Genomic DNA, 14980 nt, shown 5'->3' on the forward strand with positions numbered 1-14980 from the left:
CGCCGCGCCATCCCGGCGGCGGGCCCCGCGGGACCGCACTCCGCGTCAGGAGGCTCCGGGCGTCAGGAAGCTCCGGGCGTCAGGAGGCTCCGGGCGTCGCCGGGCCGGGACGGAACACCCAGGCCCGCAGCAGCAGGAACCGGATGACGGTGGACAACAGGTTCGCCAGCACGAGGACCGTGACCTCCAGGCCGCGGCCGGGATGGTCGCTCGCCGCGTGCAGCGCGGCGAGCGAACCGCTGGTCAGCCCCAGCCCGATGGCGAACACCACCAGACCCTGCAGGTGGTGACGCCCGGCCTGGGCCGCCCCGGTGAGCCCGAAGGTGAGCCGCCGGTTCGCCGCCGTGTTCGCCACCGCGGTGATGAGCAGCGCCAGCAGGTTCGCCGCCTGCGCGCCGGTGGCCGTCCGCAGCAGGACGAACAGCACCAGGTAGGCCAGGGTGCTGGCCACACCGATGATGGCGAAGCGGACGAGCTGACCCGGCAGTCCCCGCGGCACTCCCGGCACCTGCACCCCTCCCGCCGCCCCGCCCCTGCCCTCCGTGCCGCCGCCCTCGCCCGGGCCGAGGCCGGCCGTGGCGGTCAGCGGGCCGCGGCCGAACTCCCGGCGCAGCTCGGCCAGCGGCAGCGCGCCGGTGCCCAGCGCCCGCAGCAGCCGCACGACCCCCTTGAGGTCCGCGATCGCCGTGGCGAGGACGTCGACCCGGCTGTCCGGATCGTCGATCCAGTCGACGGGTACCTCGTGGATGCGCATCCCGGCCCGCTCGGCGAGGACGAGCAGCTCGGTGTCGAAGAACCAGCCGGTGTCCTCCACCAGGGGCAGCAGCGCCGCGGCGGCGTCGGCGCGGATCGCCTTGAAGCCGCACTGCGCGTCGGAGAAGCGGGCGGCGAGCGTCCCGCGCAGGATCAGGTTGTAGCAGCGGGAGATCACCTCCCGGCGCGGCCCGCGCACCACCCGGGAGGTGCGGGCGAGCCGGGTACCGATCGCGAGGTCCGAATGCCCGCTGATGAGCGGCGCGACCAGCGGCAGCAGCGCGGCGAGGTCGGTGGACAGATCGACGTCCATGTAGGCGAGCACCGGCGCGGGCGACATCGCCCAGGCGGTGTGCAGCGCCCGGCCGCGTCCCTTCGCGTCGAGGTGCACCGTGCGTACCCCGGGCAGCTCCTCCGCCAGCGCCAGCGCGATCCCGAGGGTGCCGTCGGTGCTGGCGTTGTCGGCGATCGTGAGCTGGAACGGGTAGGGGAACGAGTCCCGCAGGTGGGCGTGTAGCCGGCGCACGCAGGGGCCGAGATCGGTCTCCTCGTTGTAGACCGGGATGACGACGTCGAGCACCGGCAGCGGTCGGCCGTCGTCCTCCACTGCCGTGCTGGCGTGCGTCTGCTCCACGGGAACGCGCTGCGCGGGGGCACCGGTTCCGGTCGCCGAGGAAGGCATCCACGTCGTCATGCTCCTCACTCTCGGTCGGCGAGCTGTGCCACCCGTGTGCCCATGCTGTGTGCCGCCTGTGAGACTCCAGCCTTCGCCCTGAGCAGTGCCGTCGGCACCCCCACCTGACCGGCGACGGCCGTGTGCTCCGGGCCTGGGGGAGGGCCCGGAGCACACGGCCGGTCTGGTGATGGCGACGGATCAGGTGGTGCGAGTGGTGGTGGTGGAGGAGGAGGTGCTGGTGCTCGCCTTGGGGGCGGTCAGGTCGTAGAGGGTGACCCCGCCGACCGTCTTCTCGGTGAAGTTCTCCGTGATCCAGGCGGCGATCTCCTGCGAGGAGTTGCTGCCGCCGTTGGCCTGGCCGAAGCCGCCGCCACCGATGAAGTAGTGGATCTTTCCTTCGGTCACGTACTTCTTGAACTGCGCCAGCGTCGGCGACGGGTCGCTGCCGTTGAAGCCACCGATCGGCATGACCGGTTCGCGGGTCGCGAGCTGGTAGCCGGCGGCGCTGTTCGAGCCCACCGCCGCCGCGACCCAGGTGTAGGAGTCGGCGTTCTGCTTGAACAGCTTCACGATGGCGTCGCTGGGCTTCGCGGCGTCGAGCAGGCCGCCCATGCCGCCGCGCATGCCGCCCCGGCCCTGGGTGGTGCCCGGGCTGCCCGTCGCGCCGTTGCCGGTGCCGCCGCCGGTCGTGCCGCCGGCGCCGCCGGTCGTGCCGCCGGGGAACCCGGGGAATCCGCCGGTCTGGCCGCCGCCGGGGAAGCCGCCCTGGCCGCCGCCCGGGAATCCGCCGGTCTGGCCGCCGCCCGGGAACGTGCCCTGGCCGCCGCCTGGGAAGGTGCCGGTCTGGCCGCCGCCCGGGAAGGCGCCGCCTGCCTGGTTGCGGCCTGTGCCGCCCGGCTGTCCGTTCAGGCGGCGCATGAAGCCGCCCGGGCCGCCGAAGCCGGCGCCGGCCGGGCCGGCCGAGGGGATCGAGCCGGTGTGCGGCGTTCCGGCGGTGGCCACCGCGTACGCGCCCGGACCGAGCAGGCCGGCGACGAGGGCCACCGCGGCGACCCCGATCGAGGCCCGGCGGGGCAGCCGGACGGTGGCGAGGAAGCCGAGCGTGGCGATGATGCCCGCGACCAGCACGGCGTAGCGGATCCACGGGTGCCAGTCGGCGGTGCGGTGCAGCAGCGTCCACGACCAGGCGGTGGTCGCGGCGATCGTCGCCGCGCCGGCCAGCGCGGCGGCGGGGTGACGCCGGTGCCGCCACAGCAGGACGGCTCCCATGCCCACCAGGGCGCCGACCGCCGGAGCCAGGGCCACCGTGTAGTAGGCGTGGAAGATGCCCTTCATCTGGCTGAAGATGATCCCGGTGACGAGCAGCCAGCCGCCCCAGAGGGCGAACGCGGCCCGCAGCCGGTCGGTGCGCGGTGCCCGCCGGGTGATCCACAGCCCGGCGACCAGCAGAATCAGCGCGGCCGGCAGCAGCCAGGAGATCTGACCGCCGACCTCCGAGCCGAACATCCGGGTCCAGCCGGTCGAGCCCCACATGCCGCCGCCGCGCCCGCCGCCGGGGCCACCGCCACCCGGGAACGGCATCCCGCCGGCGGCGCCGTTCGCCAACCCGGCCGCGCCGCCGGCGCCCGTGCCCGTGCCCGTGCCCGTGCCGGCGCCGGTGCCGCCGCCCGGCAGCGCCGCGGCCGCGCCGTTCTGGAGCAGGCCGAAGCCGCGGCGGCCGCCGGCTCCGCCGCCGCCGACGCTGCCGGTCTCGTTGCCGGTGAGCCGGCCGAGCCCGTTGTAACCGAGGGTGAGTTCCAGCAGGCTGTTGTGCTGGGAGCCGCCGATGTACGGCCGTGACGAGTCGGGGACCAGTTCCACGATCGCGATGAACAGCCCGGCGGGGATCAGCAGCCCGAGGCCGCCGGCCAGCGTCTGGCGGACCCGGCGCCAGAACGACGTCGGCGCGCAGGCCAGGTAGACCAGCGCGAAGATCGGCACCACGACCAGCGCCTGCAGCAGCTTCGTCAGGAACGCGAAGCTGACGAGGACGCCGGCCAGCACCATCCAGCGGGTGCTGGCCTGCTCCACCGCGCGCAGCGTCGCGTACGCGCCGGCGACCAGCAGGAGAACCAGCAGCGCGTCCGGGTTGTTGAACCGGAACATCAGCGCCGCCACCGGGGTGAGCGCGAGTACCGCCCCGGCGAGCAGGCCCGCCCCGGCGGAGAGCTGGCGGCGCACCGTCGCGTAGAGCAGCCCGACGGTGCCCACGCCCATCAGCGCCTGCGGGACGAGCAGACTCCACGAGTTCAACCCGAAGATGCGCGCCGACAGCGCCATCACCCACAGGGAGGCCGGTGGCTTGTCGACGGTGATCGAGTTGCCGGCGTCCGAGGAGCCGTAGAAGAACGCCTTCCAGCTCACCGAGCCCGCCTGGACCGCGGCCGAGTAGAAGGCGTTGGCCCAGCCCGAGGCGCTCAGGTCCCACAGGTACAGCACGCCGGTGCCGACCAGCAGGACGATCAGCGCCGGGCGGACCCAACGTGGGTCCGGCTCGGCGGCGGCGGGCGGTACCGCGCCCTCGGCAGCGGGCCCGAGGACGGTGGGCGCGTCGTGGTCCGCCGGCACATCGGGGTCTGTCGGCGCACCGGGGTCTGTCGGCGCGGCGGGGCCCGCCGGCGCGGCGGGCTCCGTCCTGCTCCACGGCAGCCGGCGACGGTGTCCCTGAGCGCGCCGACCCCCGTCGCGCGGGATCGGGTCGGTGAGTGTGGGCGACATAGGGATCACCCTGGGCCAGCGACCTTTTGGGTCCTTGTGTTCCGCCTGTGCGGAACCTGTGAAGCTCGCCGACGATCCTCGTCCGCCACGGCGTCCCGGAACCGGGCGTGGAGGACGGGGCCGCGGCGGGCCCGATGGCGGGCTCCGAGGACGGGCGTGGAGGAGGCGTGCTCAGGCGCGGCGCATCGGCCTAGCGAGGCCCGCCGTCGGTGCGGGCTGCGCGGGTGGTGCCGCCGGCGCGGGCGGGGCCGTCGGTACGGGCGGGGCCGTCGGTACGGGCGGTGCCGGCGGTGCTGACGGAGCCGACGGCGACGTCGGCGCCGGACCTGGTGCCGCGGTCCAGCCCGGGGTCACGGTTGCCGGGTTGGGCGGCTCGCCCTGCGCCGAGACCGCGGCGGACCAGCGCGGCAGCGTGACGACGAAGGCCGTGCGCCCGGGTTGGCTGGTTGCCTCCACCCGGCCCTGGTGGGCCTCGACGACGGCGGCGACGATGGCGAGCCCGAGCCCGGTGCTGCCCGCGGCCCGGGACCGGGAGCTGTCCCCGCGGGCGAAGCGCTCGAAGACCTCGGGCAGCAGGTCGGCGGGGATGCCGGGGCCGTCGTCCACGATGGCGACGGTGACCTCGTCGTCGGTGACCGCCAGGCTGGCCGTCACGCGGGTTCCCGGCGGGGTGTGGGCACGGGCGTTGGCCAGCAGATTCGCCAGCACCTGGTGCAGCCGGGCCGCGTCGCCGGTGACGGTGACCGGCTCCTCGGGCAGGTCGAGCGCGAAGCGGTGGTCGGGGGCGGCGACGTGCGCATCGCTGACGGCGTCGACGACCATCCGGGAGATGTCCACCGGCTCGTGCTCCAACGGCCGCCCGGAGTCGAGCCGCGCGAGCAGCAGCAGGTCCGAGACCAGCGCCGTCATCCGCGCGCTTTCCGACTCGACCCGGCTCATCGCGTAGGTGACGTCGGGTGGGACGGGTTCGCGGGTGCGCCGGGTGAGCTCCGCGTAGCCGCTGATCGCGGCGAGCGGGGTGCGCAGCTCGTGGCTGACGTCGGCGAGGAACTGCCGCATCCGCGTCTCGCTGGCATGCCGGGCCGCCAGCGCCGCCCCGATGTGACCGAGCATCCGGTTGAGCGCCGAGCCCACCTGGCCTACCTCGGTTCTCGGGTCGGTGTCGACATCCGGCACGCGGACCGACAGCGCCACCTCGCCCCGGTCGAGCGGGATCTCCGCAACGCGGGACGCGGTCGCCGCGACCCGGCGCAGCGGGCGCAGGGTCACCCGGACGATCACCGTGCCGGCGAGGGCCGCCGCGGCCACCCCCGCCAGGGCGACGGCGCCGGCGATGGCGGCCATCTTGGTCAGCGTCGCGTTGACCTGCTTCATCGGCAGGCCCGTGACGACGGTGGTGCCGTCGGGTCTGGTGCTGCTGAGCAGCCGGTAGTCGCCGGCTTCGCCGAGCCCGCGGGTGTGCGTGCCGCCGTCGCGCGGGACGGCCGCGACGGTGGCGGTCTGCCCGGCGGAGAGAGCCTGCAGGGAGTAGGTCGTATCGATGTACGCCCCGTAGAAGCCGGAGCCGTCGATGATCGCGGCCAATGTGCCGGGCTCGACCGGCCCCGTGAAGAAGTTGTCGAGCAGGCTGGCAGCGCTCACGCCGTACAACGTCTGCGCGGTGAGCGGCACCGAACCGGCCGTGGTCCGCCAGGAGGTCGTCGTGCCGTAGCGCGTACCCGAGCCGTACCCATAGCCTGGCTCCGAACCCGATCCGGAACCCGATCCGGACCCCGATCCGGAGTCCAGTCCCGAGCCCAGGCCGCCGGGGAGCTGCTGCGGCAGCGGTGGTCCGGAGTAGTGCTGCAGGGTGCGTTCCCACCTTCCGCTCGCCTCGCCCAGCCGGCGGTCGAGCTGGTCGAGCAGGACGCCGCGCAACGCCACCGCGGTGACGAACACGATCGCCAGCGACACGGTCGCGAGCAGCACCATGAGCAGGGCGAGCAGCCGCGTCCGCAACGACCAGCGGGACGGGGTGACCGGCCAGCCGTGGCCGGTGCGGCGTCGCCCGGGACCACCGCGCCCGGAGAGCCCGGCCTGGACGGCGTCCGGGACAGTATGCGGTGCGGCTGCGGTCACGTCGATCAGTTCCGGCGGGCGCGGCGCAGGCCCCCGCCTGGCCGGCTCTGGCCGGACCGGGCGGCGCCGGCTCCACCGGGCGCGAGCTGCGCCGCCGAGCCGTACTCCGCGCGCGGCCCCGGCGCGGCGGCCGACGTGGCCGACGTGGCCGACGAGGCCTGTGCGACTGGTGCAGCGGACGCAGCCGAACCCGTGGCCCCGCCCGAGCCGGCGCCGATGGACCCGGGCACCACCGCCGCCGACCCGCCGGCCAGGCCGAACGCGCCGTCGCGGATCGTCGCGGGCGCCGCCGAGGTCGGGGAGGTCGGGGAGGCCGATGTGCCCTCCGGTCGGACCGGATAGTCGGTCTCTGCCGGTCGCAGCACGTAGCCGGCGCCCCGCATCGTGTGGATCATCGGCGGGCGGCCGGCGTCGATCTTCTTTCGCAGGTAGGAGACGTACAGCTCGACGACGTTCGCCTGCCCGCCGAAGTCGTAGTTCCAGACCCGGTCGAGGATCTGTGCCTTGCTGAGCACCCGGCGCGGGTTGCGCATGAAGAAGCGCAGCAGCTCGAACTCGGTCGCGGTCAGGTGCACCGGGACACCGCCGCGCGCCACCTCGCGGCTCTCCTCGTCCATGGTCAGGTCGCCGACGACGAGCCGCGCACCCTGCAGCGCCTCGGTGGTCCGCGCCGCCCGGCGCATCAGCCCACGCAGCCGGGCGACGAGTTCCTCCAGGCTGAACGGCTTCGTCACGTAGTCGTCACCGCCGGCGGTGAGCCCGGCCACCCGGTCCTCGACGGCGTCGCGCGCGGTCAGGAACAGCACGGGGACGTCCGGGCTCTCCGCGCGCAGCCGCCGCAGCACCTCCAACCCGTCCATGTCGGGCAGCATGATGTCGAGCACCACCGCATCGGGCCGGAACTCGCGCGCGAGCCGCAGCGCGCCACGCCCGTCCCCGGCGCTGCGCACCTCCCACCCCTCGTAGCGCAGCGCCATCGACAGCAGCTCCGCCAGCGTCGTCTCGTCGTCCACCACGAGTACCCGCACCGGTTGCATACGGGACAGCTTCTCCCGAATGCCTGGCCGTAGCCTGAGACTCACCTGTGAACTTCCTGTGAGTGGGCGAAGCGGACTGAGTGTGCTCGGCGATGACCGGATCAAGGTGATCGGCCGGAGTGCGGTGACCAAATCGTTGCTTAGTGCACTTCGATCGAGCTTTCAATGGCTTGTGGACGTTCCTCGGCGCGTCGGATCAGGGCGGACCACGGTCACCGGAGTGGTTGATGCTGCTGTGGGCAGTGAAGCGCGTGGCGGATGGCATGCGGATGAGTCGGTGGTCCGAGGTTCACGCGGAGCTAGCAGCGGTCCTGGACGCAGGGCAGGGACGGGTGGGGACGGCGACGGATCAGGGGCACGGGAATGCCCGGTCGTCGCGCTACGTCACTCGCCACTGTGGGAGATCCGAGCGGGGACGCCAGCTGCCTGCCGATAGCTCCCAGCAGCGCTGGTGGCCGGACCAGGAGGATCCCGCTATCGGTCTTTCTGAGCCTGCGTTCGATCTCCTGCATAGCGGACAAAAACGCGAGCAGTTTCTGCCGGTGCTGCGATCTTTCGTCGGCCAGTCGGCAAAATCACCTAACTTGTAGATCAACTTTTGGGAGATCGAAGCGGGTGTTATACCGATCCGCCGCGACGTCTACAAGGGGTAACTAGTCAGGTACCTTGATGTCGGTGCCAGTCCGGACTGCTGCGGGCGCGTCCGCGGGTTGCTTGACCAGGCGGACGAGGACGTCGAACTGGCAACTAGGCCAAGATGCGAATGGATCCAAGCCCAACCGCCACCGACCAGTCAGCGCCGAACTCCACGTTGCTACGGAAGCGCCGCGACCGACGGATTCTATACTTTCTCCTCCTGCCGACGGCTTACCTTTCAAACGTGCAGCGTGGTCTCCTGGTGGTCTCCTGTCGTTCACCCTGTCTGGTTGGCCTGGTACGCAAGTCTCAATGGTCGTCGATGGCCGCTCGGGGATCCTCGTGAAGCACTTCGGGGTGTAGGACGCGAGCTGCCCACCCTAGCGTAAACTTGTCGGAGGTGAGCAATAAAAAGATCATTGGACTCGAGGTGGTCTCGATTTCGGGACGTACGAGTTCCTTGGCTGGAGTCTTATGGTTGAGCCTAGGAGGTAACGGGTGCATGCAAGAGATGTGTTCCGATGGGCACTTGGGGCTTCTCGTGCTCCGCCAACTGCGAAGTCGCTCAGGGGCTGGTCTTGCCTACCGCTCTCATACCTTGGCTTGAGAGTAGGTTTGTCGCGATGGTGCGGTCAGCCGCTACCTTCCAGCCACGCCCAGTACGGCTTCGACGACTCAGGGCCATCCGACGAAAGTTCCCCGGTGCCGCTCAATCCGCTAGCTCACCCAGCTTGCCAAGTTGGCTCCTAAGCGCAACCAGGACAAGCTATCGCTAACGCTGATCAAGACATCGCAGGCAAGGGGTGTATCCTATGGCCAAGCTTGTAGCAGAACCGATAGTTCGAGCGGACCAAGATACAACGGAGACACAATTGTCTACACACGCACCGAGCACTTCTCCACAAGAGCATTCGGTATCCGTTGTAGGATTTGACCAAGCTCGGGCCGCTAGCCCTCGTTCGGTGCGCACGATCATCGATCTTTTCTGTGGAGCAGGCGGAATGTCGCTCGGCTTCGTCCAGGCGGGTTTTTCACCCATCCTGGCCATCGACCATGATCAGCCGTCCATCGATACCCACCGCGCGAATTTTCCAGGCGATTCGCTGTGCGTTGACATTCGAGACGTCAGCGACTTCCCGGCCGCTGACGTCGTAATAGGTGGTCCGCCTTGCCAAGGATTTAGTCGGCTAGGAAAGAAAGCAAAAAAAGAGCGTCTCGAAAACTATCTCTGGATGGATTTTATGCGATGCGTTGCCGCGTCGCAGCCTGCCGTATTTGTAATCGAGAATGTTCCCGAATTTCTCAAAGATCCTGCTTTTCTCGGAGTCTCTCGGGAAGCAAAAAAACTTGGATACAAGCTGGTATTTGCTGTTCTTAATGCAGCCAATTACGGGGTACCGCAAAGGCGACAGCGTACGATAGTGATTGGAAGCCGGATAGGTGAACCCGAGTTGCCGGCCCCCACTCACCAAGAGCCGCAAGAGCAGGCCGCTTTTTTTTCCGATCTCCCTCCCTGGCGTACAGTACGTGATGCCATTAGTGATCTACCACTGGAGCCGACTAATACGAATCTACACAATAGCAGGAACGTCTCCGCCTTGTCGCTTGAGCGCTATCGCCATATCCCACCTGGTGGTAACCGGAAGAATCTTCCTCTGCATCTACAGCCTGACTGCTGGAAATATAAGGACCCCCGTGGCGGTGGAAGCACCGATCTGATGGGTCGATTGGAATGGGACGCTCCTTCTCTCACGATCAGGACCCAATTCCTAAAACCAGAGAAGGGCCGCTACCTCCACCCTGAAGCAGACAGATCGATAACTGTTCGCGAAGGTGCTCGGCTTCAGACCTTTCCAGACGATTTTCAGTTCGTAGGTAGCACCTTTCAGATCGTCAAGCAGATCGGGAACGCTGTACCCGTTGAGTTGGCCCGCCAAGTCGGGACCGAGATCTTTCGACACCTTGAAGTGCACGAAAATTCAATTGTGCGGCTAGAGGCGGCGGGTTAAGTAAGTGATGATATCGCTGATTGTTTTCTCTTCAATGGCTGCTGCCGCGCGAATCTTTTCTGCTACCTCCCGAGGAAGCCTCAGGATAATCACGTCATCATACTTTTCAGGAAAAGCAAATGGACAATTTTCGCATGTCAGAAGAGTGCAGGATCCGCATGCTTGTCGTTTCTTCAAATTGCATCGAGTGCAAAGCGTCTGGAGGTTCTCAGGTAAAGAAATTCCACCTCGTTCCGCCGGCACCTTGTGATCGCACTGTGGAAGCGTCAAATTTTGGTCGCGACCTACGGAGTCCTCGCAAATTTGACACTTCCAATGGTCGCGGTCATAAATTTCCAGCCGCCTCTTTGGTGCTACTTCATATCGTATCCGCTGAGGGCGGATAGGACCCTCTGAGCGTCGGACGTACCAATCATCGTTTGCGCCGCTTTTATCTCGGAATCTTTCGATTTCCCAACCGTACTCAGAGGCAATCTTTCTGATTCTTCGAGCATAATTTGATTTTCCGTATTTTTTTTCGATCTCGGAACGGTGGACGGGAACATTGAGAGGGAGCAGGTCGACAAGATCCTGAAGATGTCGGGGAAGCGGGCGGTAAACGCTGGGATTAACGTCGTCCGCGCTACCATGTTCGAACAGATTAGGAGTCAGGACCGATCGCCCCCGCCGACTTCTTGCTTCGCGTCATCTCGACGAGGAGCCTCAAGATCTATATTTTCGCTCACGGCAGGTATCATAGACCTTCCACTGGAGGTATGGGCCTTCGGGCCCCCGAAGGGCGAGGTACGCCTATGCGGCCGGCACCGGTACCGCCAAGCGATCCCGCGGTGTCGGCCCGGATGAGTCGCACCAGGGGGCGAGACACGCGCTGTGAGCTGGATCTGCGATCGGAGCTGCACAGGCGGGGGCTTCGCTACCGTGTGCACTATCCCGTGCCAGGACACCCCAGACGTCGGATCGACATCTCGTTCTGCAGATTGAAGATCGCCGTCTTTGTTGACGGCTGCTTCTGGCATAGTTGCCCTATGCACGCCAGTTGGCCAGCTAGCAACGCCGAGTGGTGGGCCGAGAAGATCAAGTCCAATGTAGCTCGGGACCGCCAAACTGATGTATTTTTGACGGAGGCCGGTTGGACCGTTATTCGCGCATGGGAACACGAGAATTTCCTGGCCGTGGCCGACCGGATAGAAGAAGTCATCCTATCGAGGCGACGACCATTGATCCCGCCGTGTTAAGCGGTAGGTGATCGGCCAGGTAGTATGACCGATGATTGCGCGGGAGAGTTGAGCGCGGGGTCGGGAGCTGACGCTCGCGAAGCGGGAGGAGATCTCTCGTGGGTTGGCGGCGGACCTCTCGATTAGGTGAGCGCGATGCGGCTGGACCGGAGCCAGTCGATCGTGAGCTGTGAAGTGAACCGCAATAGAGGGAACGGCGGACGCCGGGCGGTCGAGACCCAGACGCGCGCTGACGCTCAACGTCGCTGCCCGAAGATCTTAAGGTTTGTCGCGTCGCGGAAGTTGTACGACATGGTCGCTGCTCCGCCCACGGACGATCATTCTCCGCAGCAGGCGACGAGTAGCTTTTAGAAGGAGTTCGGGACGATGCGGCGATGCGTGCGTCCTACGAGACGGCCTACCAGAGGCGTGGCGAGTTGCATGCTTAGCTGATGCTCTGCGGTCGGGTCGGGCCGAGCGCGGCAGTTGCCTGCCGACGCAAGGCGACCCGTTCTGGTCACGACCTTCGTGCGCACACTCGCCGACGGCCTGAAGGCAAACCTGGCCTCGCTCGACGCGGTGACCGGCGCCGACACCGGCTCCTCGATCGAGGTCACCACGGTCGATGCGCTTGCCCACCGCATTGTGACCGAAGCCGAGGGATCGGCTCCGAACGTGCTTCTTGACGAGGAGGTGCTGAACGGGCGGTGGATCGCCGCCGCGGCCGCCACCGATGTGACCTGTCCGCCGACCAGGCTCCGCCAGGAATGGGAGAACGTGATCCTGGCCAGAGGGGTACGGACGGTGGAGGACTACCTGTCCGTCTCCCGGGCGGGCTCGGCACAAGCCCTGACAAGGCGGCAGCGGCTGCGGGTCTGGGCGGCCGTCGAGCACTTCCTCGATCGGATGCAGACCGCCGGTGAACGGACCTTTTACCAGCTTGCGGACGATGCGGCGCGGTATGCCCGGGCCATGTCGGCCGGCGATCTGTTCCCGCATGTCGTCGTCGACGAGGCGCAGGACCTGCACCCCGCTCAGTGGCGGCTGCTCCGCGCGGTGGTGCCTGACGGCCCCAACGACCTGTTCATCGTGGGCGACGCGCACCAGCGGATCTACGACCATCGGGTTGCCCTGGCCACCATGGGCATCAACGTGCGTGGCCGGTCGCACCGCCTGAGGCTCAACTACCGGACCAGCGAGGAGATCCTCACCTGGGCCATCGCGCTGCTGGAGGGCCAGGTGATTGACGACCTCGATGGCGGTGTCGACGACCTGGCCGGATACCGCTCGGCGTTTCGTGGCACGCGGCCACCGACGATGCACGGATATCCGACGCCGGCCGCGGAGCTGGACGGACTGGTGTCGACGGTCCGCGGCTGGATCGAGGGCGGTGTCGAACCGTCCGCGATCGGCGTCGCGGCCCGCACCCGCAGGATGGCCGACGCCGCCGCGAGGGCTCTCGGCGACGCCGGGATCGAAGTCTGTTCTCTGGACCGCAGATGGCGTGGGGGTGTCGAGACCGGCACCATGCACCGTATGAAGGGTCTGGAGTATCGGGCGATGGCCGTCGTCGACGTGGGGACGCGCTCGGTGCCGTCCGTGCATGCCGTCACCCCGAAGACCGACGATCCGGAGCTACACGCCCAGGACACCCTGCGCGAGCTGTGTCTTCTGTACGTGGCATGTACCCGTGCCCGGGAGTTCCTCGCCGTCTCGTGGTCGGGTAGACCGAGCCCGTTTCTGACGTCCCTCGCGACCTGACATGCACTGCCCTGGTCGTCAGCAGATGCAGTGCGCGGCAGTGAATTTCCGGGGCGGTGGGCAAGGTACGCGCGCACCCCCCGATCGCCCTAGGCCAAGCGGACCTGAACCGCTGGGCTGCCTGACGATCCGGCCCACCCCGAGGGACGGCACGCCCCGGGCGCCGGCGATGGCGGGCCTGACGGTGGCGGCGGGGCACGGCGGCGAGGCCTGGCCGCGCTACCCCATTCGGCGCGGTCGCCAAGAGCGTCGGCAGGGTCCCACGGTGACGATCCCGACGTCACACGGCTGTCACCCAGGTGACGGTGGGTGCCCCTGGGGAGCACGCTGTGGTCTGTCGGGAGGACGACCAGGGAACTGCACCCCAAGGGGGGGTTCACCCGCGCAAACTGGGTACGTGCTCCGCATGGCTCGACACCGTCGTCCTCAGTCCGCCCGCCACGGCGTGCGCCCTCGCGTGGCGCGTCGGGTGGTACTGCCCACAGCCACTCTGGTCACCGCGGGAGTCGTCACGGTGGGAACTGCCTTCGCCTGTACCGGCTCCTCCGCCGCCGCCACCGCGAGCACCGGCGTGGTCGCGGCGCCCGTCCGCGACGCCGCCGCCGAGACCGTCGCTCCCACCGCGCGGGATGCCGACGCCATCGACAAGGCGGTGCGCACCAGCCCGTACACGGCGCAGGTTCCGACCAGGGACTACGAGCTCGCCGGCACCCGCCTCGCGAGCAGCGACCCGAGCTGGGCGTACACCGAACTGCACCCGACGGTCGCGGATCTCGACCGGGCGGAGGGCGTGCTGCACCGCACCGACGGCGGCTGGAAGCTCGTCCAGCTCGGCACCTACGAAGTGGGCTGCGGCGTCGCGCCGACGGCCGTGCTCGACGACTTCGGTCTGGAGTGCCCGCCCGCGGACGCGACGGACCCCAATGCCGTCGACCCGGCTGCCGTCGACCCCGCCGCCGCGGACACCGCTCGTCCCGCCTGAGCCTCCGAACGGCGCCGAGTCGGTCACCTGGCGTGGCGCTACGGGCGCCCACCGCAGCCGCGGGGGCCGTCTGTACCCTCTCGGCGCGGCATGGAGGATGCTGCTTGCCGCATGGCTGCGCCCGGCACCAGGCCGGGCGGTACCAGCGGGAGGCGAACCGAGTGCCCGTTACCGAAATCGATGTACGCACGGCCGACGGTGTGATGGACGTGTACCTGCACACCCCCGACGACGACGGCGGCGGCACGACGCCGCCGGTCGTCATCTTCTATCCGGACGCCGGTGGCGTCCGGCCGGTCATGCACGACATGGCCGACCAGTTCGCCGCGCGCGGCTACGCGGTGGCGGTGGTGAACTACTTCTACCGATCCGGCAAGATCTCGTTCGACGTGGGCAAGGTGTGGTCCGATCCTGATCTGCGCGCCGAGTTGATGGCCGTGATGGGCAAGGCGGCCCCGGCGTTGGTCGTGCAGGACACCGCGGCGCTGCTCGAGGTGCTGGACGCGCGGTCCGACGTGCGGGCCGACAAGGTCGCCACCGTCGGCTACTGCCGGGGCGGGCTGCTGGCCTTCACCGTGGCCGGTGCGATCCCGGACCGGGTCGCGGCCGCCGCGTCCATCCACGGCGGTGGCATCGCCACCGAGGAGCCGACCAGCCCGCACCTGCGGGCGGACGACATCAGCGCGGCGCTCTACTTCGGCGTCGCGGCCAACGACCAGTCCTGCACGCCGGAGCAGCAGGAGCTGCTCACCACGGCGCTGGACAAGGCTGGCGCCCGTTACGAGCTGGAGCACTACACCGCCGCCCACGGCTTCGCCGTCGCGGACAACCCCAGCCACGACGCCGCGGCCGAGCAGCGGCACTGGGAGAAGGTCACGGCGCTGTTTGCCCGGGAACTGCCCACCGGCTGACGCTCCGGCCCCACCGCAGCCCGGTCCGTCGGCGCGCGGTCCGGCCTGGCCGCGGCGAGCGGTTTCCTTGCCCTTCCAGAGGGTTCCGTGCCCGACTTATCCCTCTGGATAGGCAAGGAACGGGCG

At 68.9% G+C, this 14980-nt stretch carries 9 protein-coding genes and 1 pseudogene; 5 read left to right on the plus strand and 5 right to left on the minus strand.

From position 1 onward, the window contains the following. Nucleotides 1-79: 79 nt before the first annotated feature. From FRAAL_RS02975 to FRAAL_RS02990, 4 genes and pseudogenes are all read right to left on the minus strand, one after another. Nucleotides 80-1447 carry a bifunctional glycosyltransferase family 2/GtrA family protein gene (locus FRAAL_RS02975; protein ID WP_197537240.1) on the minus strand — a complete coding sequence of 456 codons (1368 nt, stop codon included), beginning with the start codon at nt 1445-1447 and terminating at the stop codon, nt 80-82. A 180-nt stretch (nt 1448-1627) separates the two neighbouring features. Further along, nucleotides 1628-4186, minus strand: coding sequence for an ArnT family glycosyltransferase (locus FRAAL_RS02980; protein WP_041938747.1), 2559 nt, complete (start codon nt 4184-4186; stop codon nt 1628-1630). 171 nt (nt 4187-4357) lie between these two features. Beyond that, entirely contained in the window at nt 4358-6304 is a 1947-nt protein-coding gene (locus FRAAL_RS02985) for a sensor histidine kinase (RefSeq protein WP_011601931.1), read from the minus strand. A 350-nt stretch (nt 6305-6654) separates the two neighbouring features. After that, nucleotides 6655-7341 (minus strand): annotated as a pseudogene (locus FRAAL_RS02990) (response regulator transcription factor); the annotation flags it as partial. A 1598-nt stretch (nt 7342-8939) separates the two neighbouring features. On the opposite strand from FRAAL_RS02990, the gene FRAAL_RS31245 reads away from it, so the two are divergent. Next, nucleotides 8940-9986, plus strand: coding sequence for a DNA cytosine methyltransferase (locus FRAAL_RS31245; protein WP_231861478.1), 1047 nt, complete (start codon nt 8940-8942; stop codon nt 9984-9986). Here the strand turns inward: FRAAL_RS31245 and FRAAL_RS35975 are convergent. Next, entirely contained in the window at nt 9969-10637 is a 669-nt protein-coding gene (locus tag FRAAL_RS35975; protein WP_083866690.1) for an HNH endonuclease, read from the minus strand. The two genes, FRAAL_RS31245 and FRAAL_RS35975, sit on opposite strands and share 18 nt — an antisense overlap. A 188-nt stretch (nt 10638-10825) precedes the next feature. Between FRAAL_RS35975 and FRAAL_RS35490 the strand changes: the two genes are divergently transcribed. From FRAAL_RS35490 to FRAAL_RS03015, 4 genes are all read left to right on the plus strand, one after another. Next, a complete protein-coding gene (locus tag FRAAL_RS35490; RefSeq protein ID WP_256804494.1) occupies nt 10826-11221 on the plus strand; it encodes a very short patch repair endonuclease in 396 nt (131 codons plus the stop codon). Between the two features lie 465 nt (nt 11222-11686). Further along, on the plus strand, nt 11687-12961 hold the full coding sequence (locus FRAAL_RS03005; RefSeq protein ID WP_011601938.1) for a UvrD-helicase domain-containing protein: 1275 nt from the start codon (nt 11687-11689) through the stop codon (nt 12959-12961). A 469-nt stretch (nt 12962-13430) separates the two neighbouring features. Continuing rightward, entirely contained in the window at nt 13431-13943 is a 513-nt protein-coding gene (locus FRAAL_RS03010; protein ID WP_231861479.1) for a hypothetical protein, read from the plus strand. Between the two features lie 161 nt (nt 13944-14104). After that, nucleotides 14105-14854: a dienelactone hydrolase family protein gene (locus FRAAL_RS03015; protein ID WP_011601940.1), complete on the plus strand. Its 750-nt coding sequence runs from the start codon at nt 14105-14107 to the stop codon at nt 14852-14854. The last annotated feature ends 126 nt before the right edge of the window (nt 14855-14980 follow it).

It is taken from the genome of Frankia alni ACN14a (genome assembly GCF_000058485.1).
In the GTDB taxonomy this organism is placed as follows: Bacteria; Actinomycetota; Actinomycetes; order Frankiales; family Frankiaceae; genus Frankia; species Frankia alni.